The following is a 26,027-nucleotide window of genomic DNA, read 5'->3' as shown; positions in this document are numbered from 1 at the left end:
AACCTGTCGTTCAAGGGCTGAAAGCGTCGGCATTGCGCCGGTCGGGGACGTGTTGATGTTCAGCCTGTTGAATCTGCAGAGCCTGCTGGGGCTCGTCGTCATTGTCGGCGTCTGCTGGGCCCTGTCCGAGAACCGGCGCGCCTTCCCCTGGAAGCTGACCATCGGCGCGATCCTGGTGCAGGCCGTGCTGGTGCTGGTGCTGTTCAATCCGGCGTCGCATCCGGTGCTGGGGGCGATCAACGGCGCCGTCGACGGGCTGGCCAAGGCGACCAGCGTCGGCACCAATTTCGTCTTCGGCTACCTGGCCGGCGCGGACTTCCAGCAACCCTATTCGGTACAGGAGCCCGGCGCCCTGTTCACCTTCGCCTTCCAGGTCCTGCCGCTGATCCTGGTGATCTCGGCCCTGTCGGCCCTGCTCTGGCACTGGAAGATCCTGAAATGGATCACCTACGGCTTCGGCATCCTGTTCCAGAAGACCATGGGGCTGGGCGGCGCCTCGGCCCTGGCCGTGGCGGCCAACATCTTCCTGGGCATGATCGAAAGCCCGATCGTGATCCGCGCCTATCTGGACAAGCTGACCCGGTCGGAGCTGTTCCTGATGATGGTGGTCGGTCTGGCCACGGTCGCCGGCTCGACCATGGTCGCCTACGCCCTGATGCTGGAGGAGACCCTGACCAATGCGGCGGGCCACGTTCTGGTGGCCTCGATCATATCGGCGCCGGCGGGCATCCTGCTCGCCCGGATCATGGTGCCCGAGAAGCCCGGCGAGGGCGGCGCCTACGCCGAATATGACTCGCCGCTGAAGTACGACAGCGCCATCGACGCCATCGTGAAGGGCACTTCGGACGGCCTGATGGTGGTTCTGAACATCTCGGCGGTGCTGATCGTCTTCGTCGCCCTGGTGGCGCTGGTGAACATCATGGTCGGGGCGATCTTCCCGGGCATCAGCGTTGAATGGCTGCTGAGCTGGATCTTCGCCCCGGTGGCCTGGCTGACCGGCGTGGAGTGGGCGGACGCACGTCAGGCGGGCCTGCTGCTGGGCGTCAAGCTGACCCAGACCGAGTTCAAGGCCTTCATGGACCTGGGCGCGGTCCCGGCGGCCGAGATGACCGAGCGCACCCGCATGCTGCTGACCTATGCCCTGTGCGGTTTCGCCAACATCGGGTCGGTGGGCATCACCGTCACCGGCCTGTCTGTTCTGATGCCCGAACGTCGGGAAGAGGTTCTGGGCATGGTCTGGAAGGCGCTTCTGGCGGGATTCCTGGCGACCCTGATGAGCGCGGCCATTGTCGGCGTCATGCCCGGCTCCATATTCGGCTGAACCGGAGACCTCTGATGAAGCTCTATACGTCGCACCGCGCGCCCAATCCCCGTCGGGTCCGCTGGGTTCTGGCCGAGAAGGGCGTCGAGGACGTCGAACTGGTCGAGCTGGACATTATGGTCGGCGAGCACCGGACGCCCGAGTACAGGGCCAAGGTCGGGGTGCCGCACGTGCCGGCGCTGGAACTGGATGACGGCACGACCATCTCGGAATCCATCGCCATCTGCCGCTATCTGGAGTCGGTCTACCCCGAACCGAACCTGTTCGGACGCGACGCGGCCGAGCAGGCGGTGATCGAGATGTGGACCCGCCGCTGCGAATTCTATCTGGCCAATCCGATCATGCTGAACGTGCGCCACTCGCACCCGGCCCTCGCCGCGCTGGAGGCGACCCAGCTCCCGCAAGTGGCCGAGTACAACAAGGTCTCGGCCGAGAAATTCATGAAGACGCTGGATCGTCGTCTGGCTGACCACGAGTTCATCGCCGCCGACCGCTTCACCATCGCCGACATCGTGGCGATGGTCGGGCTCGATTTCGCGCGCCTGATCAAATACCGGCCGCCCGAGGAGTTCGCGCATCTCGCCCGCTGGATGGAGGCGGTGCGCAGTCGCCCGGCGGCGAAGGCGGGGGTCTAGCCGCGCGCCGCCAGCAACGGCGCGACCTCCAGCGCCGTCTGCACCGCGTCGTACTCGGGTTCATAGCCGATCAGCCGTTTCGCGCCGGCCAGGTCGAAGGTCTGCGACCAGGCGAGGGTCGCCAGGGTATAGGGCGTCAGCACAGGCTCGGGCCGTCCCGGCAGCAGGCGGTTCAGGTTCTCCGACACGACGGACAGGGTCTGGCCGAGGATGAGGGGCAGGGGGACGATCTTCACCTCGGTCCCGAGGGTTTCGGCCAACTTTCGCACCAGTTCGTTCAGCGGGATGGCCCGGCCGGAGGTGACGTTGACCACCTGACCGCCTGCATCCTCGCGTCGCGCGTCGGCCAGCAGGAAGGCGCGCGACGCGTCGCGGTGGTCGGTCATCTCGACCAGCGCCCGGCCGTTGCGGAACAGGGGGAAGCGCCCCTGCTTCACGAGTCGCAGCAGGCGGGGCAGCAGGACCGCATCGTCCGGCCCGACGATGGCGCGCGGACGCAGGGAGACCGTGCGGAAGCCCGGTGCGTCGGCGGCCCGCACCAGCCGTTCCGCCTCGCCCTTGGTGCGGGCGTAGGCGTTCAACGGGCGCGGGTTGGGTGCGCTCGCCTCGGTGAGGTTCGTCTGGTCGCCCCAGCGGGCGAAGATCGAGGGCGAGGAGACGAAGATGAAGCCGTCCGCCCCGCCGCGTCGGGCGGCGTCCAGCAGGCGGCGGGTCAGCTCGACATTGGCGCGGTCGAACTCGGCCTCGGGCCCCCAGGGGCTGGACAGGCCCGCGGCGTGGAAGACCACGTCAATGTCGCGGCAGGCGTCTTCGGTCTGCTCCAGCAGGTCGCCGCCGAACGGCTCCGCGCCCATGGCCTTGAGTCGGGCCAGCGTCTCCGGCTTCCGGCCGGAGCCGCGCACGGCGTAGCCGGCGTCCAGCAGGGCCCGGACCAGCGACAGGCCGAGGCCTCCGGTGGCCCCGGTGACCAGCGCCCGTCGCGTCACGGCTTCGTCGCCCGCGCCGCCAGCACATCCAGCACATCCTGCAGCTTCAGGCCGCGCGCGTGCAGGAGGACCAGCAGGTGGTAGACCAGGTCGGCGGCCTCGGACGCCAGCTCCTCGTCCGGTCCGGCGGCGCCGGCCAGTGCGGTTTCGACCCCCTCCTCGCCGACTTTCTGGGCCACCCGCTTCGGGCCCTGGGCCAGCAGACGGGCGGTCCAGCTTTCGGTCGGATCGGCGGCGGCGCGGATGGCGATGGTCTGTTCCAGCCGGGCAAGGCGACCGACGCCCGGCGCATCCTCGTCGCCGAAACAGCTGACACGGTTCAGGTGGCAGGCGTTGCCGACCGGGCGGACCTTCAGCACCAGGGCGTCGCTGTCGCAGTCCGGCGTGATCGAGACGACGTGCAGCCGGTCGCCCGACGTCTCGCCCTTGCGCCAGCGCCCGCCGCGCGACCGCGAGAAGAAGGTCGCCTCTCCGCTCTCGATCGTCTCGTCGAAGGCGGCGCGATCCATGTAGGCGAGGGTCAGCACCTGCAGGGTCGCGGCATCCTGCACCACGACCGGGATCAGGCCGTCGCCCTTGGCGAAGTCGAGGGTGTTCGGATCGATCATGGTCTCACCTCGATGCCGGATCGGATCAGGAAGGCTTTCAGCTCGGGAATGGGCAGGGTCCCGGTGTGGAAGACGCTGGCGGCCAGGGCGCCGGAGACGTCGGCCTGCTCGAACACGTCGCGGAAATGCTCGGCCGATCCCGCCCCGCCCGAGGCGACCAGCGGTATGGTCAGGCGCGCGCGGGCCTCGGCCAGCTGAGCCACGTCATAGCCCTTGCGGACGCCGTCCTCATCCATGCAGTTCAGCACGATCTCGCCGGCGCCGAGCCGTTGCGCCTCGACGATCCACTCCAGGGTCCGGCGGCCCGAGCCGCGGCTGGCGGCGGCGTCGCCGGTGTACTGGTGCACGACCCAGTCCTCGCCGGCGCGTTTGGAGTCCACGCCGACCACCACGCACTGCGAGCCCAGCCGGTCGGCCATTTCGGCGATCAGCTCGGGGCGTTCCAGGGCGGGGGAGTTGATCGAGACCTTGTCCGCCCCGTGGTCGAGGCACAGCGCCGCCTGTTCGACCGTGCGGATGCCGCCGGCGACGCAGAACGGGATATCGAGCAAGCGGGCGATGTCGCGCACCCAGCCGTAGTCCAGCGTCCGGCCCTGCGGGCTGGCGGTGATGTCGTAGAAGACCAGCTCGTCCGCGCCCTGGTCGCGATAGCGGGCGGCCAGTTCGGCGGCGTCGCCCATGTCGCGGTGGCCCTCGAAGCGGACGCCCTTCACGACCCGCCCGTCCTTCACGTCGAGGCAGGGGATAATCCGGCGGGCGGTCATGCGCGGGCGGTCTCCAGCGCCTGTTCGACGGTGAACCGGCCCTCGTAGAGCGCGCGTCCGATGATCGCGCCGGACGCTCCGACCGAACGCGCGCCGGTCAGGTCGTTGAGCTCTGCGATTCCGCCCGAGGCCTGGAGCCACAGATCCGGGCGGCGCAGGTGGATCTCGGCCAGCAGGTCAAGATTCGGCCCGGTCAGGGCGCCGTCCCGGCCCACGTCGGTGACCAGAAGGTGTTTCGCCGTCCCGACCGGATAGCGGTCCAGCGCGGTCCACAGGTCGACGTCGGCGGCCTCGGTCCAGCCCTTCAGGGCCGGCACATAGCGGTCGCCGTCAGCCTTGACGTCGATGGCCAGGGTGATGCGGTCGGCGCCGAACCGGGCGATCCAGGCCAGCACCTTATCGGGCCGGCTGACCGCCAGCGAGCCGACGACAACCCGGCTGACACCGGCGTCCAGAAGTCGCGCCACGTCATCGACGCTGCGCACGCCGCCGCCGCACTGGACGCGGATATCGATGGCGGTCGCCAGTTCGCCGATCAGGGCGTGCTGGACCGCGCGGCCCGCCTCGGCCCCGTCCAGATCGACGATATGGGCCCAGGTCGCGCCCGCAGCCCGGAAGGCCGCCAGCCGCTTGGCCGGGGCGTCGTCATAGTGGGTCACCTGGTCGAACATGCCGTGCATCAGGCGCACGCATTGTCCGTCGCGCAGGTCGATGGCCGGATAGACGATCATGCGTCCAGCTCCAGGAAGTTTTTCAGGATGCGGGCGCCGGCCTTGGCCGAACGCTCGGGGTGGAACTGGCAGCCCCACCGGTTGCCTTGCCGGACGACCGCGGGCACCACGCCGCCGTAGTCCGCGCGGGCCAGGGTGGCGGGGCCGTCGGGACAGACGAAGCCGTGCACGAAATAGGCCCAGTCGTCGTCACCGACGCCGTCGAGCAGCGGATCGGTCTGTACGACCTCCAGTCGGGACCAGCCCATGTGCGGCACCGGCCGCGACGGCCCCGGCTCCAGCCTGCGGACCCGCCCCGGGATCAGGCCGAGCAGGGGCGTGCCGCCGCCCTCGTCGCTGTCGGTGAAGAGCAGTTGCTGGCCCAGACAGACGCCGAGCAGGGGGCGGGAGAAGGACCGGATGGCTTCGGTCAGACCCAGTTGGTCCAGCCGGCTCATGGCGTAGCCGGCCTGTCCGACGCCGGGCAGGATCAACCGTTCCGCCTCGGACAGGTCGACCGGGTCGCTGGTCAGGCGCACCGCCGCGCCCAGCCGCTCCAGCGCGAACTGCACCGAGGCGACGTTGCCGGCGCCGTACGTCAGGATGGTGACGGATTTCACAGCACCCCCTTGGTGCTGGGCACGGCTTCGCCCTCGATCCGGATCGCCTGCCGCAGGGCGCGGCCGAAGGCCTTGTAGGCGGCCTCCGTCTTGTGGTGGTCGTCCTCGCCCTTGACCGAGACGTGGATCGCCGCGCCCAGATGCTCCGCCAGCGAACGGAAGACGTGGGCTGTCAGGTCCGTGCGGTAGTCGCCGATGAAGGGGGTGTCGAAGGTTCCTTCGAACACCGGGTAGGGGCGCCCCGACAGGTCGATCGACACCTGCGCCTCCGCCTCATCCATGGGCAGGACGAAGCCGTAACGGGCGATGCCGCGCCGCTCGCCCAGCGCCTGCTTCAGCGCCTGACCCAGGGCGATGGCGCTGTCCTCTATCGTGTGGTGCGGATCGGTGTGCAGGTCGCCCTCGCAGGACAGGCTGAGGGAGAAGCCGCCGTGCGCCGCGATCTGCTCCAGCATATGGTCGAAGAAGCCGACCCCGGTCGCGATGGTCACCGGCGCCGCGGCGTCCAGGTCGACGGCGCAGACGATACGGGTTTCCCTGGTGTCCCGGACGGCCTGGCCGGTGCGGTTCGGGCGGGCCTTCGCGGGGGCGAGGTCCAGGGCGATCAGCAGACGGTCGTTGATCCCGGCCCGGGCCGACACCGGCAGACGCAGGCGATCGCCCGCGAGCTCCGCCGCGACCCCGAAGCGGGTCAGGGTGGCCAGAACGGCCTCGGGATTCGCCGGTCGCGTCATCAGGACCGGTCCGAAGCCGGGCTCGACCGTCATTTCACGCGACAGGGCCCGGATCATCCGCTCGCGCTCGCCGCGCACGGCCTCCAGACGCGCCTTCGTCTCGATCAGGCGCGAGGGATCAAGGGCCTGGAGCGCCAGACGCACCGACACTTCCGGCAGGGCATAGGGCTCCAGCACCGCGGCCAGCCGCTCGAGCGTCGCCGGCTGTCCGATCGCCGCGCCGACCCGCGCCCCGGCCAGACCGTAGGCCATGGAGAGGCTGCGCAGGACGATCAGGTTCGGCTGGTCAGCCACGGCCTCCACCGCCGAGGCGGCGTCGGCGTACTCGGCCATGCCCTCGTCGACGACCAGCAGGGCCGGGGCGACGCGGGCGGCCATTTCGGCGACCGCCTCGGGCGAGCCGAGCGCGCGCAGGATGACGGCGCCGGTCGCGCCGGTTCCGGGCCGGTACAAGGCGGCGAGCGAGCGATAGGGCTCGGCGTCCGGCGCCTCGACCTGCAGCCCGTCGCGGGCGGCCAGCCGGTACACCAGTTCCAGCCCGTGGGTCAGGCCGCGCACCGGCAGCACCTGTCCGGCGGGGACGGCGTAGATTTCGGCCATGCGGGCGGCGAGGGCTCCCGGCGCGGCGGGATAGCGATCCAGTCCATCGCCGCCGGCCACGAGCGGGGCGAAGGGCGCGGGGAGATTTTTCATTGGCTCGACCTCAGGTCGGCGGCGCGGGCGTGCGCCTCCAGTCCTTCCATCCGCGCCAGCTGCGCCGCGATCGGCGCGAGCGCCGCGGCGCCGGCCGCGGACACGGACTGGATCGACATCGACGTCATGAAGCTGGCGGTGGTGACGCCGCCCATGGTCCGCGCCCCGCCGTCGGTCGGCAGGACGTGGCTGGGGCCGGCGGCGTAGTCGCCCAGGGTCTCGGCGGCGTTCGGGCCGACGAAAACCGCCCCCGCGGCGGTGATCCGCTCGGCCCACTGCTCGGCGTCGAGCGTCTGGATGGCGAGGTGTTCCGGGCCGTAGAGGTTGGAGACCTCGCAGGCCTGGGCGACGTCCTTCACCCGGATGACCCGGCCTTCGGCCAGGGCGGCGCGGGCGATGTCCGCCCGGGGCAGGGTTTCCAGCTGAAGCTCCAGCTCCTGCTGGACGGCCTCGATCAGGCCGCGGCTGTCAGAGACCAGCAGCACCTGGGCGTCCGGGTCGTGCTCGGCCTGGCTCAGCAGGTCGGCGGCGGCGACCACGGCGTCCGCGTCACGGTCGGCGATGACCAGAAGTTCGGACGGTCCCGCCGGCATGTCGACGGACGGGCCGCCGGGCAGGGCGGAGGCCTGCTTCTTCGCCTCCGCCACCCAGGCGTTGCCCGGCCCGAACAGCTTGGCCACGGGCTCGATCTCGCCGTCGTCGAAGGTCGCCCCGAAGGTCAGGGCGGCGATGGCCTGGGCCCCGCCGATCAGCCACAGGTCCTCCAGTCCCGCCTCGGCGGCGGCGACGATCATGGCCGGGTGCGGCTGCCCGTCCCGGGAGGGCGGCGTCACGGCGACGCGACGTCGGACGCCCGCCACCTGCGCGGGGATGGCCAGCATCAGCAGGGAGGAGAACAGGGGCGCGGTTCCGCCCGGCACATAGAGGCCGGCGGACTCCAGCGGGCGCCAGGCGATGCGCGAGCGAACACCCGGCCGGGTCTCGACCCAGTCGCCGTCATCGGGCCGGGTGGCCTGGTGGAAGATGCGAATATTCTCGGCGGCGATCTTCAGCGCCCGGGTCGCCGCGGGCGGCAGGGCCGCGCGGGCCTCGGCCTCCAGCGCCGGGGTGATGGCGATGCGGCGTGGCGCGGCGCCGTCCAGCTTCAGGCTCCAGTCCGTCACGGCGGCGCCGCCCCGCGTCCGGACGTCGTCCAGGATGGCGCGCACGCCGTCCGTGACCGTGGTCTCGGTCCGCCGCGTCGGACGCGCGAGGGCGGCGCGACGGCCGTCCGCGTCGAGGGCGTTCCAGTCGAGGATGTCTCCAAGCAGCCGGGTCATCACATCATCTTCTCGATCGGGAGAACCAGGATGGCCGAGGCGCCGGCCTCCTTCAGCTTTTCGAGTGTCTCCCAGAAGACGGCTTCCTGGCAGACGGCGTGCACGGCGACGGCGTCGTCCCGGCCGGACAGGGGCATGACCGTCGGCGCGCCGGCGCCGGGCAGGATGGCGGTGATCCGGTCCAGGGCGGCGCGCGGGGCGTTGAGCATGACGTATTTGGCGCCCTGCGAGGCGACCACGCCGCTCATCCGTTCGATGATGCTGTCCAGCAGCTCCGCCAGCCGGGGCTCGGGCGAGACCGGCGAGCGGATCAGGACGGCCTGCGATTCCAGCACCGTGTCACGGGCCGACAGGCCGTTGGCCTCGATCGTCGCTCCCGTCGAGACGAGGTCGCAGATGGCGTGGGCCAGCTTGAGCCGGGGGGCGACCTCGACCGCGCCGCGCATGGTGACGATGTCGGCGCTGACGCCCTGAGCCTCCAGGTAGCGACGCAGGATCCGGGGATAGGAGGTGGCGATCCGCTTGCCGTCCAGCGAGGCCGGGCCCGCATAGTCGAGCGTGGGCGGGACGGCGATCTTCAGGGTGCAGCGACCGAAGCCCAGCGGCATGATCACCTGCGCGGTCGGCCCGCCGTTGCGGCCTTCCTCGAGCACATTCTCTCCGACGATGCCCAGGTCGCAGACGCCGTCGGCGACGAAGGTGGGAATGTCGTCATCCCGCACCCGCAGCAGGTCGATCGGATAGTTCTCGACGCGATAGAGCAGGTCGTTGTTGCCCTTCACCACGCGCAATCCGGCGTCACGCACCAGATCAAGGCTGCGCTCGGACAGGCGACCGGATTTCTGGACGGCGATGCGCAGCCGGCCTTCAACAGTACTCATGGTCTCAACTCAGGCTTTCAGTCGGTCCAGCACCAGGCGGTAGCCCTGATGCGGCATTTCTTTGAGGAAGCGCGCGACGCGCACGACGGTGGTGGGGCTGGCCTCCGCCTCGGCGGCGATCTCGCGATACGACTTGCCTCCGGCGTCCAGCAGGCGGGCGACCGCCCAACGCTCGGTGAAGGCGCGCAGCTCTGCGGGGGTGCAGAGGTCGGCCAGAAACGCGTCCACCTCCTCACGCGTTTCCAGCGTCAGGAGGGCGTCGTGAAGGGCGTCGCGGGCGGTCGGTGTCGGCATGCGCGTTCCAATATGCTGTAACAGTAGAACGCGCAAGCGCATTCTGTAGCGGCGTCGGGCGACACCATGACTTGCCAAACGCGCGGTATGTCGCCGATAGTTAGCGCTAACATCCGCCCGCCAACGGGACGGAAGGCGCGGCCAGACCGGCCGCGCAGAACAAGAAAATCTCCCGGGGGGAACCCAATGCTGCGTACCGTTTCCGTTCTCGCGCTGACGCTCGCCATCGCTCAGCCGGCCTTCGCCCAGACGCCGCCGCCCGTGCCGGAGGCGTCCCGCGCCCATCCGGCGAACTGGCCGCAGGCGTCGTCGCCCGACGCCATGAGCGACGCCCGGACCGAGGCCTTCGTCGCCGACCTGCTGGCCCGCATGACGGTCGAGGAGAAGGTCGGCCAGACCATCCAGGCCGACATCGCCTCGATCAAGCCCGAGGACCTGCTGACCTATCCGCTGGGCTCCATTCTTGCGGGCGGCAATTCCTCGCCCGGCGGGGATGAGCGCGCGTCGCCGCAGGCCTGGGTCGATCTGGCCCGCGCCTTCCGCGCCGCCGCCGCCGCCCGCCCGGGCGCCCGCGTGCCGCTGATCTACGGCATCGACGCCGTGCATGGGCACAACAACGTCGTCGGCGCGACCATCTTCCCGCACAACATCGGCCTGGGCGCCGCGCGCGATCCCGACCTGATCAGCCGCATCGGCGAAGCGACCGCGCTGGAAGTCGCCGTCACCGGCGCCGACTGGACGTTCGGCCCGACCCTGGCCGTGCCGCGCGATGATCGCTGGGGCCGGTCCTACGAAGGCTATGCCGAGGACCCCGAGGTCCAGCGCAGCTACGCCGGTCCCATGACCCTGGGGCTTCAGGGCGAACTGTCCCCGGACCACCCCCTGGCCCCCGGCCGGATCGCCGGCTCGGCCAAGCATTTCCTCGCCGACGGCGGCACGCACAACGGCAAGGACCAGGGCGACTTCATCGGCTCCGAACAGGAGCTGATCGACATCCATCTGGGCGGCTACGTCCAGGCGATCGACGCGGGCGTCCTGTCGGTCATGGCCAGCTTCTCCAGCTGGAACGGGTTCAAGCATTCGGGCAATTCGACCATCCTGCGCGACGTCCTGCACGGGCCGCTGGGCTTCGACGGCTTCGTGGTCTCGGACTGGAACGCCCACGGCCAGCTGCCGGGCTGTTCGAACGAAAGCTGCGCCGCCGCCTTCAACGCCGGCATCGACATGTTCATGGCGCCGGACAGCTGGAAGCCGTTGTACGAGAACACCCTGGCCCAGGTTCGCTCGGGCGAGATCAGCATGGCCCGTCTCGATGAGGCCGTGACCCGTATCCTGCGCGCCAAGGTCAAGGCCGGCCTGTTCGGCTCGGCCTATGAGGTCGAGGGCCGCTTCGAGCATCTCGGCTCGCCCGCCCACCGCGCCCTGGCCCGCGAGGCCGTGCGCGAGTCGCTGGTGCTGCTGAAGAACGAGGGTTCCGTGCTGCCGATCCGCGCGGGCGCCCATGTGCTGGTGGCCGGAACCGCAGCCGACGACATCGGTCAGGCGTCCGGCGGGTGGACCCTGACCTGGCAGGGTACGGGCAACACCAATGCCGATTTCCCCAACGGCCAGTCGATCTGGAGCGGCATCAGTGAAGCCGTCACCGAAGGCGGCGGCTCGGCGACCCTGAGCGCCGACGGCTCCTTCACCCGGAAGCCGGACGTGGCCATCGTCGTCTTCGGCGAGACGCCCTATGCCGAGTTCCAGGGCGATGTGGACACCCTCGACTTCGTCCCGACCGAGCCGCTGGAGACCCTGCGTCGCCTGAAGGCCGCGGGCATCCCGACCGTCGCCGTCTTCCTGTCGGGCCGTCCGATGTGGGTGAACCCGGAGCTGAACCAGTCGGACGCCTTCGTGGCCGCCTGGCTGCCGGGGACCGAGGGCGGGGGCGTCGCCGACGTCCTGATCGGCGACCGCGACGGCAAGGCCCGCCACGACTTCCGCGGGACCCTGTCCTTCTCCTGGCCCCGGAACGCCGCGGGCGTTCCGCTGAACCGTGGGCAGGCTGACTACGATCCCCAGTTCGCCTACGGCTACGGCCTGACCTACGCGCGGGGCGGCGCCGTGCCGGTCCTGTCCGAGGACTCCGGCGTCAGCGGCGAAACCTCCGTGGTCGACCGCTACTTCGTCTCGGGCCAGTTCGTCTCGCCCTGGTCGCTGTTGCTGAACGACGCCGGCGGTCAGGCCAAGCCGACCCTCGGACAGGGCGGGGTCAGCCCGCGCGGCGCGATCGAGGCCTTTGTGGTGGATGACCGGGCGCAGGAAAGCGCCCGTCAGTTCCGCTGGAACGGCTCGGGCCGCGGCGACGCCCAGATCTGGGGCAGCGCGGTCGACCTGACGCGTCAGTCCAACGGCGAGATGGCGCTGAGCTTCCGCTACCGCGTCGACGCCCGTCCGGCCTCGTCCGTGTCCCTGAACCTCCAGGGCGGTGCGGTCGACATGACCTCGATCTTCAACAGCGCCCCGATCGGGGAGTGGCAGTCGGTGAAGATCCGCCTGTCCTGCTTCGGCGAGGCCGGGGCCAACCTCGGCAATGTCGAGACGCCGTTCCAGCTCGCCACAGCCGGCGCCTTCACGGTCTCCGTCTCGGAGGTGCGGTTGGCGTCGAACGAGAACGACACGGTCTGTCCCGCCCGCTAGGGGCGGCTTCCGGACTGTCCTCAAGGGGCGGTTGCGCTGCAGCCGCCCCTTTTGCCGTCCGGCCGACGCGGCCTAGAAGACGGTATGGCGAAACGTCCCTCCGGCCCGAAGAAAACCCTGACCGCGCCCAATCTGGCCGCCCTCGGCGCCGACCGGCTGGCGGGGTTGTTGATGGAGGTGGCCGGCGGGGACGCCCTGTGGAAGCGGCGGCTGCGGATGGAGCTGGCGGGAGAGGTCGGCGCCGCCGATCTGGCGCTGGAGCTGGACAAGCGGCTGACGTCGCTCGGCGACAGCCGGGTCCGCGTCTCGTGGCGCAAGCGGCCCGAGCTGATCCGCGACCTGCAGAGCCTGCGTCGGATGATCGTGGACCGTCTGGCCCCGCTCGACGCCCGTCTGGCCTTCGACCGCATGGTGAGCTGGTTCGATCTCTATCCGGGCCTGACCGCCCGGGTGAAGGATCCCAAGGGCGAACTGGGGCTGCTGTTTGACGGCGCGACCGGCGAACTGGCGGCGCTGGCGTCCGCGCTGGGGCCCGAGGGGGCGGCTCCGGTGCTGTCGGACGCGCTCGCGACCCGACTTTCGGAGTGGGCTTCCTGGATCGGGCGGGGCGTCGGCGACCTGAGCCCGGCCGTGGCCGCCGCCGTGCTGGCGGCGCTGACGACGGACAAGCCGCGCCCGATCGGGCGGCTGGCCCTGGTGGTCCGCAAGCTGGCCGAGCGCAGCGGCGATCTGGACGCCTGGATCAGCGCCATTCCGGATGATGATCGCACCCGACCCGAGGTCGGGTCGGTGATGGCCCTGCGTCTGGCCGCCGCCGGTCGGCCGGGGGCCGCGAGGGCGGCGCTGGAGGCGTCCCGGACGCCGACGCCCGAGGAACGCTGGCTGAACGCCGAGATCGCGGTGCTGGAGGCAGAGGGGCGTGCGACGGAAGCCGATGAGGCGCGCTGGATGCTGTTCGAGCGCACCCTGTCGCCAGACGCCCTGCGCGCCGCCGTCGCCCGCCTGCCGGACTTCGAGGATGTGGTCGCGCTGGACCGGGCCTTCGCCCATGCCGCCGGCTATTTCGATCCGGTGAAGGGACTGGCCTTCCTGATGAACTGGCCCGCCCTGCGTGAGGCGGCGGACATGATCGAGACGCGGGCGGCGGAGCTGCGCGGCGGGCATGAGGACACCGCCCTGTGGGCCGCGCGCCTGTCCGCGCGCCATCCCCGGGCGGCGCTGATCCTTCTGCGGGCGCGGGCGCGGACGCTGGTGCGTCTGGGCGGCGATCTGGACGAGGAGGTCGTGGGCCTGATCCATGAGGCTGAAAGTCTGGCGACGCTGACCGGCGACGACGGTCACGCCGCCTTCGTCTCCGGCCTGCGCAGGGATGTGGGGACGGGGCGCCTGCTTCGCCGCTGACCGTCCGGTCAGAGGACGGAGTGCAGGACCGCCTCGCCGGCCACGGCGCTCTCGAACCGGGCCCCGCAACCCTCCCTCGGCGCCCAGGCGGTGAGCCGGCTGTCGGCCGCTTCCCGTTCCCGCACGGCTGCGACCAGCTGTTCGGCGACGCTCTCCGGGTCGATCAGGTCGAAGGCGGTCACCCAGCGGATCACCGCCACCTCGGCGCCGTCCGCCGACCGGGTGATCATGTAACGCAGCAGGGCCCGCGCCGTCGTCCCGCGGAAGGCGGCGAAGGTGCCTTCCTCGGTGTCCGGCCGGGTCAGCTGGCGGGTCCAGTCCGGCAGGGTCAGGGACGGATCGTACAGCCGCGCCAACGCAAAGGTCGGCAGGGCGTCGTCCGGTGTCAGCATGCGCACGTCCAGAAGCATGCCCGACCTCTGCACGGTCGGAACGTCGCATGCCTTGATTTCGGTCAATCCCGGTTTGATTTGAACGACCCGCCGGTCGTAAGCTGTGCGTCTCCCATGCTTGAACTGCGCACCCTCCCTACCGACTGCGCCAAACGGCGAAACGAAGCGGCCTGCGCCGGCTGCGGTGCGCGGGCGTTCAGCGTCTGCGGCAGCCTGCAGCCGACGGACCTCGCGCGGCTGGACGCCATCGTTGAGCGGACTGCGCTCAAGGCCGGCGACAGTCTGACCCGCGAGGGCGATCCGGCGACGCATGTGTTCAACATCACCTCGGGCTCGGTGCGGGTGTACAAGCTGCTGCCGGACGGCCGGCGCCAGATCACCGGCTTCCTTTTCGCCGGGGACTTCGTCGGTCTGGCCAGCGGCTCGGACTACGCCTTCGCCGCCGAGGCGATCGAGGACGTGACCCTCTGCCGGTTCCGGAAGACTGAATACCGGGCGCTGATCCGGGAGCTTCCGGCGCTGGAAGAGGCCCTGCTGGACCGCGCCACCCATGAGCTCGCCGCGGCGCAGAACCAGATGCTGCTGCTGGGACGCAAGCGGGCGCAGGAGCGGATCGCTTCCTTCCTGCTGGACCTGCCCGCGCGTGACCCGATCCGCCCGCGGACCGAGGGGCATATCCACCTGCCCATGACCCGGTCCGAGATCGCCGACTATCTCGGTCTGACGATCGAGACCGTCAGCCGTGAGCTGAGCAAGCTGAAGACCGCCGGCGTGGTGCGCCTGCTGTCTCTGAACGAGCTGCTCGTTCTTCAGCCGGATCGGCTGAGAGACCTCGCGGAAGGCCTGGACTAGGCCACGCTCGACAGGCGGTCCGGCGTCATCCGCACGCGACCGTCCGGCTCAAGCCCCTCAACCCGGACCTGCAGCGGGCACAACCGCATCGGGGCCAGACGGTGGCTCACCAGAATCAGCCCCTGTCCGCCGGCGGCGAGACGTCGATCCAACGCCGCCAGCACCCGCGCTTCCGTTTCGGCGTCCAGTCCTTCGGTCGGTTCATCCAGCACCAGCCAGGGCGCGGTCCTCAGGAAGGCGCGGGCCAGTCCCAGCCGTCGCCGTTCGCCGCCGGACAGCCGTTCGCCGTTCGGGCCGACGGGGGCATCGAGGCCCTGCGGCTCGGCGCGCACCCGGTCGGCCAGCTGGGCGTCCTCCAGGGCGGCCCAGAGCGCCGCCTCGTCCGCCGGACCGGCCAGCAGCAGATTGCGCCGCCAGCTGTCGTCCAGCAGCCGGACGTCCTGGGCCGCATAGGCGAACAGGGGGCGTCGCAGGTCCGGGGTGATTTCCGCCAGGTCGACTCCGCCCAGCGCAGCCTCATCCGGGAGGGCGTCGCGCAGACCGCACAGCCGCTCGATCAGGCTGGTCTTTCCGGCGCCGGACGGACCGTACAGGCCGATGCGGGCCGGCGGCGTCAGCCGCTGATCCAGCGTGTTCAGGACAAGGTCCGCTCCGTCGGGGGCGCGGCCGTGCTGGATGGAGGCGGCGGGCAGGGCGGCGTCCAGCCTGTCCAGCGCTTCCTCGGCGCGTCCATTCAGATGCAGGGCCCCGGTCAGGCCGGCGGCGGACTCGATCCCCATGACGGCGGCGAGGGCGGCGAGGGCGATCATCGGCTGCTCCGCGCTGCGCGCCGCGAGGACCACGCCGGTCAGGGTCAGGGCGGTCGCCGCCGCCTGCCAGGCCGCCATCCAGCCTCCGGCGCGGGCGAGAGCGATCTGGGCGCGATCGGACGCCGCCGCCGCCCCGGCGACTTCCTGGACGGCCCAGTCGTCCAGTCCGTAGGCCTTGAGCTCCGGCGACGCGGCCTCCAGGGCGGACAGGCGGGACTTCAGCGCCCCGACAGCGGTCTGCGCCGCCCGGCCCGCGGGCGCCGAGACGGCTCGCGCGAGGATCAGGCCGCCCACGCCGGTCACCGCGACGCCCGCCACGAGCGCGACCCCGGCCAGAGGACTGGCGATCGTCGCCAACACCGCGGCGGTCGCGAGACCGGCGCCGAGGCTCCAGGTCGCCGACCGGCGGATGAAGACCGTCTGGATGGCGTCGATGTCCTGCACCAGACGCGCGGACAGCTCTCCCGAAGACAGGGTCAGGGTCTGCCGGACCGGGCCGGCGGCGAGGGCGTCGAACAGCTGGGGCCGCAGGCGGGCGAGCGCCTTCAGGGCCGCCTCATGGCCCGCCACCCGCTCGATATAGCGGGCTCCGGTGCGCAGGATGGCGAGCAGGCGGATGATGGCGCTCGGCATCATGTAGTTGAACGCCTGGGCGGCCGCGGCGCCGGCGGCGCCGGCCAGCGCGGCTCCGGTCAGGAACCAGCCCGACAGGCCCAGCAGGCCGACGGCGGCGATCGAGACCAGGGCCCCGGCCGCCGCGGCCAGACGCAGCCGGTCGCGCTGAACCCGGCGCTGTTCGAGGACCAGATCGCGGATGTGGGCGTGCGGCTTCACAGGCGCACCACCCGGTCCGCGAGGCCGGCCACGGCGTCCGAATGGGTGGCGATCAGCGTGGTGCGCCCCTGCGCGGCGGTGCGGATGACCGCCAGCATCGCCTGCTCGGATCCAGGGTCCAGATTGGCGGTGGGCTCGTCCAGCAGAAGGATCGGCGCCCGCTTCAGGATCGCCCGGGCGAGGCCGAGGCGACGGCGTTCGCCTCCGGACAGACCGCCCCCCCGCTCGTCGATGGGGCGATCGAGATCCGCGGTCAGTCCCGCGGCGCGCGCGGCCATCTCCAGACGTCCCGGGCAGGCGGACGGGTCCGCGACGGCGATGTTCTGCGCGAGCGTGCCGGGGACCACGACGGGGGCCTGCCCCGCCCAGGCCACCTGTCCGGCCAGGCCGGCGCTCCGGCTCAGCGGGATATCGTCGATCCGGACCTCGCCGTCGCTCAACGGCGCCATGCCCAGCAACAGGTGCAGCAGGCTGGACTTGCCGACCCCGCTGGCGCCCAGCAGGGCGACGGTTTCCCCCGGCGCGACGCTCAGGGTGAAGGCGTTCAGAACAGGCGGCCGGTCCGCGGCGTAGGCGATGGCGACGTTCTCGAACAGGATCGCCGGAGCCGCCTCGCCGGTCGGCGGGGCGGGCAGGGCGACCGGCTCCGGCGTGATCAGGGCCGGAACGGCGGCCTCGGCGGCCTGGCGGTCATGGTAGGCGGCGGCCAGGCGCCGCAGCGGCTGGTACACTTCCGGCGCCAGGGCCAGGACGAAGAAGGCCCGCGCGAGGTCCAGCTTTTCCGGAACCGGGAAGGGCAGCAGGCCCAGCAGGTTGAAGCCGCAGTAGACCGCGATCAGGGCCACGGCGAGGGCCGAGAAGAACTCCAGCACGCCGGACGAGATGAAGGCGATGCGCAGCACGCGGCTGGTGCGCTTCTCCAGTTCGTCCGCGCCGCGCGCGATCTCGGCGGTGGTGGCCGGTCCGGCCCCGAACGCCAGCACGGCGGGCAGGGCGCGCACCCGGTCGAGGAACAGGCCGCCCAGTCGCTCAAGCGCCTCGAACTGGCGTCGGCTTTCCCGGGCGGCGGCGGTGCCGGCCAGGATCATCCCGCAGATGAAGGGGAACAGGGTGAAGATCAGGACCCCGGCCGACACCGGGCTGGCGACGGCGGCGGCGGCGATGATCAGCAGCGGCGAAAGGGCCGCGGCCATCCGCAGCGGGGCGAAGCGGGAGAAGTAGCCGTCCAGGCCCTCGACGCCCTCGACGATGGCGGTCAGTCGTTGGGTGGAGCGCCGGCCCCGGTTGAACAGGTCGGACAGCAGCCGCGTCCGCGCGTCGATCTTCACCGCCCGACCGGTGCGGGCGCCGACGATCACCGCGGCCTGCCCGATCAGTCCGCGCAGCAGCAGGCTGGCGACCGCCAGGCCGAGCCACGGCAGGGCGTCGACGATCGAGGGAACGGCGTTGACGATGGCGAGCGACAGACCGGCGGCGAAGCCGATGGCGGGAAGGACGTCGGCCACGGCCAGCAGGGCCGCGACGGCGGCCAGTCGGCGGTGCGGTCGCCCGGCGCGCTTCAGCCAGGCGGCCGGCGAATCGGACGGGATCGGCGCGGCGGTCATCACACTACTCCAACGCTCTTTGGCGACGGGACGCCACCGGACAAAGCGCCGCCCGACGCCCGACCGAGACAATGCGTCCCATTAAATTCACGGCTGTACGGGAGCTTTGATCGAAATCAAGGCGGGTGCCCCGTCACGATTCTAGGGCACAGTTAAACGCCGGTCGTCGTGCCCGGCGCCTTGGAGCATTGCCATGATCGACCTGGCGGTCGTCGACCTCTCCCGGCTGCAGTTCGCACTGACAGCCCTCTATCACTTCCTGTTCGTGCCCCTGACGCTGGGCCTGTCGTTCATGCTGGTCATCATGGAGTCGATCTATGTGATGACCCGCCGGCCGATCTGGCGGACCATTACCCGCTTCTGGGGCGTGCTGTTCGGCATCAACTTCGTCCTCGGCGTCGCCACCGGCATCACCATGGAGTTCCAGTTCGGCATGAACTGGAGCTATTACAGCCACTACGTCGGCGACATCTTCGGGGCCCCGCTGGCCATCGAAGGGCTGATGGCCTTCTTCCTTGAGGCCACCTTCGTCGGGTTGATGTTCTTCGGCTGGGACAAGCTGAAGCCGCACGCCCACCTGTTCGTCACCTTCATGGTGGCGCTGGGCACCAACCTGTCGGCCCTGTGGATCCTGATCGCCAACGGCTGGATGCAGAACCCGGTCGGCGCCGCCTTCAACCCGGACACCATGCGGATGGAGGTCACCGACTTCATGGCGGTGCTGTTCAACCCGGTCGCCCAGGCCAAGTTCGTGCACACCGTCAGCGCCGGCTATGTCTGCGCCTCCGTCTTCGTGCTCGGCGTGTCGGCCTTCTACCTGCTCCGCAACAAGCACGTCGGCTTCGCCAAGCGCTCGATGACCGTCGCCGCCGCCTTCGGCCTGGCCTCGGCCCTGTCCGTCGTCGTGCTGGGCGACCAGTCCGGCTACGCCCTGACCGACAACCAGAAAATGAAGCTGGCCGCGCTTGAGGCCATGTGGCGGACCGAGCCGGCCCCGGCCGGCCTGACCCTGGTCGGCATCCCCAGCATGGAGGACCGCACCACCCACTACGGCGTGCATGTGCCGTGGGTCATGGGCCTGATCGCCACCCGCACCATCGACAAGCCGGTGGAGGGCATCTTCGAACTGGTCGCCACGGCCGAAACGCGGATCGAGTCCGGGGTTATCGCCTATGACGCCCTGCAGAAGGTCAAGGCCGATCCGCAGGACATGGCCGCCCGCGGCGTCTTCGAGACCCACCGTCGCGACCTGGGCTACGGCCTGCTGCTGAAGCGCCACGTCGCGGACCCGCGCCAGGCGACGCCCGAACTGATCCGTCAGACGGCCTGGGAGACGGTGCCGAACGTGCCGGTCCTGTTCTGGAGCTTCCGCGTCATGGCCGGGGTCGGGATGTTCCTCATCGCCCTGTTCGCCACCGCCTTCGTGCTGTGCACCCTGCGCAAGCACCAGACGAAGTGGTTCCTGCGCATCGCCGTCCTGGCCATCCCCCTGCCGTGGATCGCCATCGAATTCGGCTGGATCCTGGCCGAGTTCGGTCGCCAGCCGTGGGCGGTTGAAGGGGTCCTGCCGACCTTCCTCGGCGCCTCCAGCCTGACCGTGCCCCAGCTGTGGGCCACCATCGTCGGCTTCACCCTGCTGTACGGCACGCTCGCGGTCGTCGAGGTGAAGCTGATGCTCCACGCCATCAAGAAGGGGCCGTTCCACGAGCAGGAAACGTTCGGCGAAACCGACCCCGAGCAGCCCGGCGAGCGCGCCCCCGCGCCGGCCGTGGCCTGATCCAGACCTTCAGGACATCCGATCATGGAACTTCCTATCGACTTCGCCACGCTCCGCCTGATCTGGTGGGGACTGCTGGGCGTGCTGCTGATCGCCTTCGCCCTGACGGACGGGTTCGATCTCGGCGTCGGCGCCCTCCTGCCCTTCGTCGCAAAGACCGATGAAGAGCGCCGCATGGTGATCAACACCGTCGGCGCCACCTGGGAAGGCAATCAGGTGTGGTTCATCCTCGGCGGGGGCGCGATCTTCGCGGCCTGGCCCTTCGTCTACGCCGTCAGCTTCTCGGGCTTCTACCTGGCCATGTTCCTGGTGTTGTCCGCCCTGATCCTGCGGCCGGTGTCGTTCAAATACCGCTCCAAGCGGGCGTCGAAGACCTGGCGCACGATCTGGGACTGGGGCCTGTTCATCGGCGGCTTCGTGCCCTCGCTGGTCTTCGGTGTGGCGGTCGGCAACGTCCTGCTGGGCGCGCCCTTCCACCTCGACGCCGATCTGCGCAGCTTCTACGACGGCAATCTTCTCGGCCTGTTCACCCCGTTCAGCCTGATCGCCGGCCTGCTGTCCGTCTGCATGCTGGTTCTCCACGGGGCCGCCTGGCTGTCCGTGAAGGCCGAGCAGGGACCGGTTCTGGAACGCGCCCGCCTGTACGGCACCATCGCCGGCGTGCTGGCCCTGGTCCTGTTCGCGGTCGGCGGCCTGTTCATCGCCTTCGGCGACATGGGCTTCCGGGTCACCGGCGCACTGGACCCCAACGGCTTCTCCAACCCGCTGCGGACGACGGTCGAGGCCGCGCCGGGCGCCTGGCTGGACAACTACAGCCGCTATCCGTGGATGATCATCGCCCCGGTGCTGGGCTTCGTCGGCGCCCTGGCCGGCCTGGCCGGCATGTGGCGCCGGTCCGCGCCCCTGGCGTTCGGCGGCTCCTCGGCCTCGGCGGTGGGGATCATCTCGACGGTCGGCCTGTCGATGTTCCCCTTCATCCTGCCGAGCTCGATCAATCCGCAGTCCAGCCTGACGGTCTGGAACGCCTCGTCCAGCCATCTGACGCTGTTCATCATGCTGATCTGCACGCTGATCTTCCTGCCGATCGTGCTGGCCTACACGGCCTGGGTCTACAAGGTCCTCTGGGGCCGCAGCTCGACCTCGGCCCTCAAGACCAACCCTGACCTGTACTGAGACCGAAGGAGTTCTGACCCATGTGGTATTTTGCCTGGATCCTCGGCCTCGGACTGGCGGTGGCCTTCGGCGTCCTGAACGGACTGTGGCACGAGTTCGCCCTGTTCAATGACGGTGACGCCGGCCTGTCCACCCCTGACGCGTCGGAAGAGGGCGATGTTCCCCTCTAGTCCCAAGGGCCTGACGACGCGGGCGCTGATCGAGCGCTACGACGCCCACGCCCCGCGTTACACCTCCTACCCGACGGCGGCGCAGTTCACGCCCGCCGTCGGCGCGGAGGACTGGGGACGCTGGCTGGAGGCCGCCGATCCCGATCGCGCGGTCTCCCTCTATCTCCACATCCCCTTCTGCAAGCGGCTGTGCTGGTACTGCGGCTGCAACACCCGCGCGGTGAACCGCGAAAGCGTGATCACCAGCTACGTCGACCTGCTGCTGCGAGAGGCCGACCTGGTCGTCGCGCGGATGGGGCGCCGCCCCCGGGTCGGCTCAATCCATTTCGGCGGCGGCACGCCGAACATGTTGCCGCCGGCGGAGCTGGAGCGGCTGCACGCCGGTCTGGCGGCCCGTTTTGACCTGACGGACTGCTTCGAGATCGCCGCCGAACTGGACCCCGAGGTGCTGACGCCGGATTGGGTCGAGGCCGCGGGCCGGATCGGGCTCAGCCGCGCCAGCCTGGGCGTTCAGGACCTGTCGCCCGAGGTGCAGGCGGCCGTGAACCGCCCCGAGCGGTTCGAGACCATCCAGTGGGCGGTGACGGCCCTGCGCGAGCAGGGGGTGACCTCGATCAATCTCGATCTCATGTACGGCCTGCCGCTGCAGACCATCGAGCATGTGGTCACCACCCTGGGTCTGGTGACGACCCTCAAGCCCGAACGGATCGCCCTGTTCGGCTACGCCCACGTGCCGTGGATGAAGCCGCACCAGAAGCTGATCCATGACGCGGATCTGCCCGGCGCCGAGGTCCGCTTCGCCCAGAGCCAGGCGGCGAGCCGCTACCTTGCCATGAAGGGCTGGCGGGCGATCGGCCTGGACCATTTCGCCCTGCCGCACGATTCGCTTGCGGCGGCTGACCGCGCCGGCCGGCTGCATCGCAACTTCCAGGGCTATACGACCGACGAGGCCGAGCTCCTGATCGGTCTGGGCGCCTCGGCCATCAGCCATGCGCCCGGCGGGTTCGCCCAGAACCATACCGTCGAACGTGACTGGCGCGCGGCGGTCCAACGGGGCGAGCTGCCCGTGGCGCGGGGCGTGGCCCTGACCGCGCGCGACGCCTTCATCGGCGAGATCATCGAGCGCCTGATGTGCGACTTCGCCGTCGATGTGCCCGCGCTGGCGCTCCGGCATGGGCGCGATATGACCGAGGTCGCCGGCGCCTGGCCCCTGCTGCGCCGGTTCGGTGAGGACGGGCTGGTCGCAATCGAGAGCGGTCGGGTCGCGGTGACCCCGCTCGGCCGTCCGTTCGTCCGCGCGGTCTGCGCGACGTTCGATCCGGACGCGGCGCGAATCCAGCAGCGCCACGCTCGGGTCGTCTGAATAAAAATACCCTTCACGGCTCAGGTTTGCGCTGGATCAAGGCTTCTCGTCCCGCTCAGGCGCATCACGCTTCCAAGACGCCCGCCAACGGCCGCATGAGGCGACCCCGGGCGTCGGGGATGACAGAGATGAAATTCAGGACCCTGATCCTCGCCGCCGCCGCTGCGACGGCCTTCGCCGCCCCGGCCATGGCCCAGACCGCCAACACCTGGGAAGCGCCCCGCAAGGGCGACTGGCTGGTCACCGGTCGCGTGACCGACGTCTTCTCGGGCGCAGACAACGCCATCGTGACCGCCGCGGGCGCCGACAGCGGTCTGCACGTCGATGTCGGCGACAGCGTCATGCCGACCCTCGGCTTCACCTACTTCCTGACCGACCACTTCGCCGTCGAGGCCATTCTCGGAACGACCCGGCATGAAATCCGCGCCCAGGGGGCCGGAACGGACGTCGCCGTGCACGAGACCTGGGTCCTGCCGCCGGTGGTCACCCTGCAATACCGTCCGCTGAGCGGCGGCCGCGTCAGCCCCTATGTCGGCGCGGGCATCAACTACATGCTGTTCTACAGCGGCGACGACAAGAACGGCTTCACTGTCGATCTGGACGACGGCTTCGGCTACGCCCTGCAGGCCGGGGCGGACATCGGCATCCAGGGCCCCTGGAGCGTGAACGTCGACGTCAAGAAGGTCTGGTTCAACACCGACGCGGACGTGAACAACGGCGCGCTGCGCAGCGATGTCGATCTCGATCCGTGGGTCGTGTCGGTCGGCGTGAGCCGGAAGTTCTAGGCGCGGGCAGGGGGGGCGCATCGCCGCAAGGGCGATGCGGCCCCGTCTGCGATCAGAGCTTCATGCCCAGTCGCAGGCCGATGTCGTTCGACCCTTCGTTCGGCAGGGAGGTGTCGGCGTTCGAGATGTGATGGAAGGTGGCCGTCAGCGACCACTTTTCATTGAAGCGATAGCCGACGCCGAAGCCGGTGCGGAACACCAGCCGGCTGCCGTGCGACTTCCACTCGTCTTCCAGCGGCGTGCCCGTGACGTCCAGCTTGCCGTCGTGCCAGGCGACGCCGACCATGCCTTCCACATACAGGGTGTCGTCGGGGTTCAGAACGCCCCGCGCCAGCGGACGCTCGGCCTGCAGACCGGCGTAGACCTGGTTGGTGTAGCCGTCGGTGTTGATCAGGGTTCCCGCCACGAAGCGGGGCGAACCGACAAGCTCCAGCGCATGGATCGGGGTGGAAAGGACCTCGACGCCCAGGTCGACGCCGTCCTCGCGATGCTCGCCGATCACGCCGGTGTCGTGCTGCAGCACCGCGAAACGCACCTCATCGACCAGCCGGAAATCCTGGGCCCGGGCCTCGCCGGCACAGGCGAGGACGGCGACGGCGCCGGTCAGCAGGGCGCAAGCGCGGACGTGCATGGGTATGACCTTTTGTGGCCCCGGACCGGGCTCCGCCCTGTCGAGGATGTGGACGGAGATCGTGCGGGTTCGGCGAACGCCGTCCGTGATCCGGAAAGGCCGGAGCCTATTCGAGAATCGGGGGCTTGCAAGGGGTGTCCGGCGCGCCGCGACATACACGCCGGGGCTGCAGATGATCCGGTTGCCGATGCAGCTTCGCCGTGCCAGAACGTCGCGGACGATTTGGCCTTCCGAACAGGAGAGACCTGATGAAGCCCGGTATCCTTGTGACTGGCGTTGTCCTTTCCGCAGCCCTCCTGGCCGCGCCCGCCACGCCGACGACGGCGGCCGCCGACGTGGTCACCATCCACGAACTGGCCAATGTGCTGGAGCGCCCGGAGTATGCGGCGCAGCTCGAGGGCGTTCGGTTCTACTTCGGCGACGCGCCGCATCCGGGCGTCAGCCGCCGCATCGAGGCGGACGTGACCACCTCCCAGCGCAGCCGCCGCTTCGGCCGCTCGCCCGAGGAGTCCTGCCAGTGGGTCATGCTGTCGGCCCTGATCCGTCTGAAGGACCAGACCCTCGCCAACGGCGGTAATGCGGTCATCAACCTCAAGTCCAACTGGGACAATGTCGAGTGGTCCAGCCGGACCCAGTACAAATGCTCGGCCGGATTCCTCATGGCCGGCGTCGCCCTGAAGGGCGACATGGTCAGCCTTCGCTGATCTCGGGACGGCGCAAACCGGAATGCGCCTGTGCGCCGTTGTCCCCTCGTACCGTCATGTGAGCCAGCTGCCGCGTCTGTCGCGGCGGCTGGTCGAGCTTTGCGACCTTGTCCTGATCGTGGACGACGGCAATGCGGAGCCGGCGCGTTCCGCGCTCGCCGCCCTGCATGATCCGGCCGGCCGCGTCGAGGTCCTGAGGCTGGACGCCAACGCGGGCAAGGGCGTGGCGGTGCTGACCGGCTTCCGGGAGGCCATAGCGCGCGGCTTCACCCACGCCCTGCAGATCGACGCCGACGGCCAGCATGACGTCGAGGACGTGCCGCGCTTCATCGCCGCCGCGCTCGCCCGGCCGGACGCCCTGATCTGCGGGCAGGCGGTCTATGACGAAAGCGTTCCGAAGGCCCGGAAGATCGGCCGCTGGATCACCCACGTCTGGGTCTGGATCGAAACGGCCTCGCTCGACATCGCCGACTCGATGTGCGGCTTCCGTCTTTATCCGCTGACGCCGGTCGCCCGGGTGATCGCCCGCACCCGGATCGGGTCGCGCATGGATTTCGACACCGAGATGGCGGTGCACATGCACTGGCGGGGCGTGCCGGCGGTCAACCTGCCGACGAAGGTGATCTACCCGCCGGACAATGTCTCCAATTTCGAGATGCTGGCCGACAATGTGCGCATCTCGAAAATGCATACGCGGCTGGCCCTGCAGGCCCCGTTCCGCCTGATCGGCAAGCTGTGGATGTCAGTCGTCCGCTAGCCGCGTCGCCTCGACGGGGGCGTCCCACACGATCGTCAGCAGGAAGTCGTCGCCGACCGCCTCGTGCAGCACATTCAGGCCCTCGGCCGTGCGATAGCGGGCGGCCGTCTCCAGCGCCACGGCGCGCAGCCGGGCGGCGCCGGCCATCTCTCCGAACGCCTTGAAATAGGCCTCGTGGAAGGTGAACACCCGATAGGCGGTCTGGTCGTCGTCGGGGCGTCGGTTCATCAGCAGATCGGCGATGTCCCGGATCGGCCGGCCTTTCGTCCTGTGCTCCAGATCGCATCCGATCCGTCCCGCGGGCGCGGCGGCCACCGCCACCCCGGTGCGGCTGTGGGCCTTGGAGAGCGTGTCTCCCGATCCGCCGGTCGCCGCGGTCAGCTCGGCCGCGAGCCGGTTCGCGGCGTCGCTCTGGATCTGTCGTGGCAGGCGGGTGTCCGGCGGAAACTTCGCCGCAAATCGAACGGCATAGCTCACCGTCAGGGTTCGAAGGGTTCCGGCCATGGGGTCGGATTATATTGAACTGATCGG

Annotated in this window: 26 protein-coding genes; 12 read left to right on the top strand and 14 right to left on the bottom strand. The window is 70.1% G+C overall.

What is annotated here, in order from left to right; translation table 11 throughout:
* Positions 1 to 55 precede the first annotated feature (55 nt).
* The gene (locus tag ACLQ7T_RS08030; RefSeq protein ID WP_420478947.1) at positions 56 to 1,321 is read left to right on the top strand and encodes a NupC/NupG family nucleoside CNT transporter; all 1,266 of its coding nucleotides are present in this window, start codon (positions 56 to 58) and stop codon (positions 1,319 to 1,321) included.
* 14 nt (positions 1,322 to 1,335) lie between these two features.
* Complete coding sequence (locus tag ACLQ7T_RS08025) at positions 1,336 to 1,956, top strand: glutathione S-transferase family protein (protein WP_420478946.1); 621 nt, start codon at positions 1,336 to 1,338, stop codon at positions 1,954 to 1,956.
* Here ACLQ7T_RS08025 and ACLQ7T_RS08020 read toward each other — a convergent pair.
* From ACLQ7T_RS08020 to ACLQ7T_RS07980, 9 genes are read right to left on the bottom strand one after another with little or no spacing between them, the layout of a single operon-like run.
* Positions 1,953 to 2,942, bottom strand: coding sequence for an NAD-dependent epimerase/dehydratase family protein (locus tag ACLQ7T_RS08020; protein WP_420478945.1), 990 nt, complete (start codon positions 2,940 to 2,942; stop codon positions 1,953 to 1,955). The two genes, ACLQ7T_RS08025 and ACLQ7T_RS08020, sit on opposite strands and share 4 nt — an antisense overlap.
* Positions 2,939 to 3,550 carry a bifunctional phosphoribosyl-AMP cyclohydrolase/phosphoribosyl-ATP diphosphatase HisIE gene (gene hisIE, locus ACLQ7T_RS08015; protein ID WP_420478944.1) on the bottom strand — a complete coding sequence of 204 codons (612 nt, stop codon included), beginning with the start codon at positions 3,548 to 3,550 and terminating at the stop codon, positions 2,939 to 2,941. Before hisIE ends, ACLQ7T_RS08020 begins: the two co-directional genes overlap by 4 nt.
* A complete protein-coding gene (gene hisF / locus ACLQ7T_RS08010; RefSeq protein ID WP_420478943.1) occupies positions 3,547 to 4,314 on the bottom strand; it encodes an imidazole glycerol phosphate synthase subunit HisF in 768 nt (255 codons plus the stop codon). Before hisF ends, hisIE begins: the two co-directional genes overlap by 4 nt.
* The gene (gene hisA, locus ACLQ7T_RS08005) at positions 4,311 to 5,045 is read right to left on the bottom strand and encodes a 1-(5-phosphoribosyl)-5-[(5-phosphoribosylamino)methylideneamino]imidazole-4-carboxamide isomerase (protein WP_420478942.1); all 735 of its coding nucleotides are present in this window, start codon (positions 5,043 to 5,045) and stop codon (positions 4,311 to 4,313) included. The genes hisF and hisA overlap by 4 nt, the downstream gene beginning before the upstream one ends.
* Entirely contained in the window at positions 5,042 to 5,644 is a 603-nt protein-coding gene (gene hisH, locus ACLQ7T_RS08000) for an imidazole glycerol phosphate synthase subunit HisH (RefSeq protein WP_420478941.1), read from the bottom strand. The genes hisA and hisH overlap by 4 nt, the downstream gene beginning before the upstream one ends.
* Entirely contained in the window at positions 5,641 to 7,071 is a 1,431-nt protein-coding gene (hisB, locus tag ACLQ7T_RS07995) for an imidazoleglycerol-phosphate dehydratase HisB (RefSeq protein WP_420478940.1), read from the bottom strand. Before hisB ends, hisH begins: the two co-directional genes overlap by 4 nt.
* Positions 7,068 to 8,390, bottom strand: coding sequence for a histidinol dehydrogenase (gene hisD, locus ACLQ7T_RS07990; RefSeq protein ID WP_420478939.1), 1,323 nt, complete (start codon positions 8,388 to 8,390; stop codon positions 7,068 to 7,070). Before hisD ends, hisB begins: the two co-directional genes overlap by 4 nt.
* Entirely contained in the window at positions 8,390 to 9,271 is an 882-nt protein-coding gene (hisG, locus tag ACLQ7T_RS07985) for an ATP phosphoribosyltransferase (RefSeq protein WP_420478938.1), read from the bottom strand. The genes hisD and hisG overlap by 1 nt, the downstream gene beginning before the upstream one ends.
* Before the next feature lie 9 nt (positions 9,272 to 9,280).
* Entirely contained in the window at positions 9,281 to 9,565 is a 285-nt protein-coding gene (locus ACLQ7T_RS07980; protein WP_420478937.1) for a YerC/YecD family TrpR-related protein, read from the bottom strand.
* A gap of 186 nt (positions 9,566 to 9,751) precedes the next feature.
* Here ACLQ7T_RS07980 and ACLQ7T_RS07975 point away from each other — a divergent pair, with 186 nt between their 5' ends.
* Both ACLQ7T_RS07975 and ACLQ7T_RS07970 read left to right on the top strand, forming a co-directional pair.
* The gene (locus ACLQ7T_RS07975; RefSeq protein ID WP_420478936.1) at positions 9,752 to 12,244 is read left to right on the top strand and encodes a glycoside hydrolase family 3 protein; all 2,493 of its coding nucleotides are present in this window, start codon (positions 9,752 to 9,754) and stop codon (positions 12,242 to 12,244) included.
* An 84-nt stretch (positions 12,245 to 12,328) separates the two neighbouring features.
* Positions 12,329 to 13,645, top strand: a complete 1,317-nt coding sequence (locus ACLQ7T_RS07970) for a DUF6880 family protein (protein ID WP_420478935.1) — start codon at positions 12,329 to 12,331, stop codon at positions 13,643 to 13,645.
* 8 nt (positions 13,646 to 13,653) lie between these two features.
* On the opposite strand, the gene ACLQ7T_RS07965 is transcribed toward ACLQ7T_RS07970, so the two are convergent.
* On the bottom strand, positions 13,654 to 14,055 hold the full coding sequence (locus ACLQ7T_RS07965) for a hypothetical protein (RefSeq protein WP_420478934.1): 402 nt from the start codon (positions 14,053 to 14,055) through the stop codon (positions 13,654 to 13,656).
* 96 nt (positions 14,056 to 14,151) lie between these two features.
* On the opposite strand from ACLQ7T_RS07965, the gene ACLQ7T_RS07960 reads away from it, so the two are divergent.
* Positions 14,152 to 14,889 (top strand): Crp/Fnr family transcriptional regulator, encoded by a 738-nt coding sequence (locus tag ACLQ7T_RS07960; protein WP_420471525.1) that lies wholly within the window; start codon positions 14,152 to 14,154, stop codon positions 14,887 to 14,889.
* On the opposite strand, the gene ACLQ7T_RS07955 is transcribed toward ACLQ7T_RS07960, so the two are convergent.
* The gene (locus ACLQ7T_RS07955; protein WP_420478933.1) at positions 14,886 to 16,532 is read right to left on the bottom strand and encodes an amino acid ABC transporter ATP-binding/permease protein; all 1,647 of its coding nucleotides are present in this window, start codon (positions 16,530 to 16,532) and stop codon (positions 14,886 to 14,888) included. The genes ACLQ7T_RS07960 and ACLQ7T_RS07955 overlap by 4 nt on opposite strands.
* Positions 16,529 to 18,136 (bottom strand): thiol reductant ABC exporter subunit CydD, encoded by a 1,608-nt coding sequence (cydD, locus tag ACLQ7T_RS07950; protein WP_420478932.1) that lies wholly within the window; start codon positions 18,134 to 18,136, stop codon positions 16,529 to 16,531. The genes ACLQ7T_RS07955 and cydD overlap by 4 nt, the downstream gene beginning before the upstream one ends.
* A gap of 196 nt (positions 18,137 to 18,332) precedes the next feature.
* Between cydD and ACLQ7T_RS07945 the strand changes: the two genes are divergently transcribed.
* The 5 genes from ACLQ7T_RS07945 to ACLQ7T_RS07925 all read left to right on the top strand — a co-directional run bounded on the left by ACLQ7T_RS07945 (position 18,333) and on the right by ACLQ7T_RS07925 (position 23,404).
* Positions 18,333 to 19,913, top strand: coding sequence for a cytochrome ubiquinol oxidase subunit I (locus ACLQ7T_RS07945; protein WP_420471583.1), 1,581 nt, complete (start codon positions 18,333 to 18,335; stop codon positions 19,911 to 19,913).
* A 24-nt stretch (positions 19,914 to 19,937) separates the two neighbouring features.
* On the top strand, positions 19,938 to 21,086 hold the full coding sequence (gene cydB / locus ACLQ7T_RS07940; RefSeq protein WP_420478931.1) for a cytochrome d ubiquinol oxidase subunit II: 1,149 nt from the start codon (positions 19,938 to 19,940) through the stop codon (positions 21,084 to 21,086).
* 20 nt (positions 21,087 to 21,106) lie between these two features.
* Complete coding sequence (gene cydX / locus ACLQ7T_RS07935) at positions 21,107 to 21,256, top strand: cytochrome bd-I oxidase subunit CydX (protein ID WP_420471521.1); 150 nt, start codon at positions 21,107 to 21,109, stop codon at positions 21,254 to 21,256.
* A complete protein-coding gene (gene hemN, locus ACLQ7T_RS07930) occupies positions 21,243 to 22,619 on the top strand; it encodes an oxygen-independent coproporphyrinogen III oxidase (protein ID WP_420478930.1) in 1,377 nt (458 codons plus the stop codon). The genes cydX and hemN overlap by 14 nt, the downstream gene beginning before the upstream one ends.
* Before the next feature lie 119 nt (positions 22,620 to 22,738).
* Entirely contained in the window at positions 22,739 to 23,404 is a 666-nt protein-coding gene (locus tag ACLQ7T_RS07925; RefSeq protein WP_420478929.1) for an OmpW/AlkL family protein, read from the top strand.
* 52 nt (positions 23,405 to 23,456) lie between these two features.
* Here ACLQ7T_RS07925 and ACLQ7T_RS07920 read toward each other — a convergent pair whose 3' ends face one another.
* A complete protein-coding gene (locus ACLQ7T_RS07920) occupies positions 23,457 to 24,035 on the bottom strand; it encodes an acyloxyacyl hydrolase (RefSeq protein WP_420478928.1) in 579 nt (192 codons plus the stop codon).
* Positions 24,036 to 24,283: 248 nt separating this feature from the next.
* On the opposite strand from ACLQ7T_RS07920, the gene ACLQ7T_RS07915 reads away from it, so the two are divergent.
* Together ACLQ7T_RS07915 and ACLQ7T_RS07910 are read left to right on the top strand one after the other, a co-directional pair.
* Positions 24,284 to 24,739: a hypothetical protein gene (locus ACLQ7T_RS07915; RefSeq protein WP_420478927.1), complete on the top strand. Its 456-nt coding sequence runs from the start codon at positions 24,284 to 24,286 to the stop codon at positions 24,737 to 24,739.
* 22 nt (positions 24,740 to 24,761) lie between these two features.
* Positions 24,762 to 25,496, top strand: coding sequence for a glycosyltransferase family 2 protein (locus tag ACLQ7T_RS07910; RefSeq protein WP_420478926.1), 735 nt, complete (start codon positions 24,762 to 24,764; stop codon positions 25,494 to 25,496).
* Here ACLQ7T_RS07910 and ACLQ7T_RS07905 read toward each other — a convergent pair.
* Positions 25,482 to 26,000 (bottom strand): holo-ACP synthase, encoded by a 519-nt coding sequence (locus tag ACLQ7T_RS07905; protein ID WP_420478925.1) that lies wholly within the window; start codon positions 25,998 to 26,000, stop codon positions 25,482 to 25,484. The genes ACLQ7T_RS07910 and ACLQ7T_RS07905 overlap by 15 nt on opposite strands.
* Between the last annotated feature and the right edge of the window lie 27 nt (positions 26,001 to 26,027).

Origin of the sequence: Brevundimonas sediminis (genome assembly GCF_048799765.1) — a bacterium.
GTDB lineage: Bacteria > Pseudomonadota > Alphaproteobacteria > Caulobacterales > Caulobacteraceae > Brevundimonas.
This window is presented reverse-complemented; position numbering and strand designations above follow the sequence as displayed.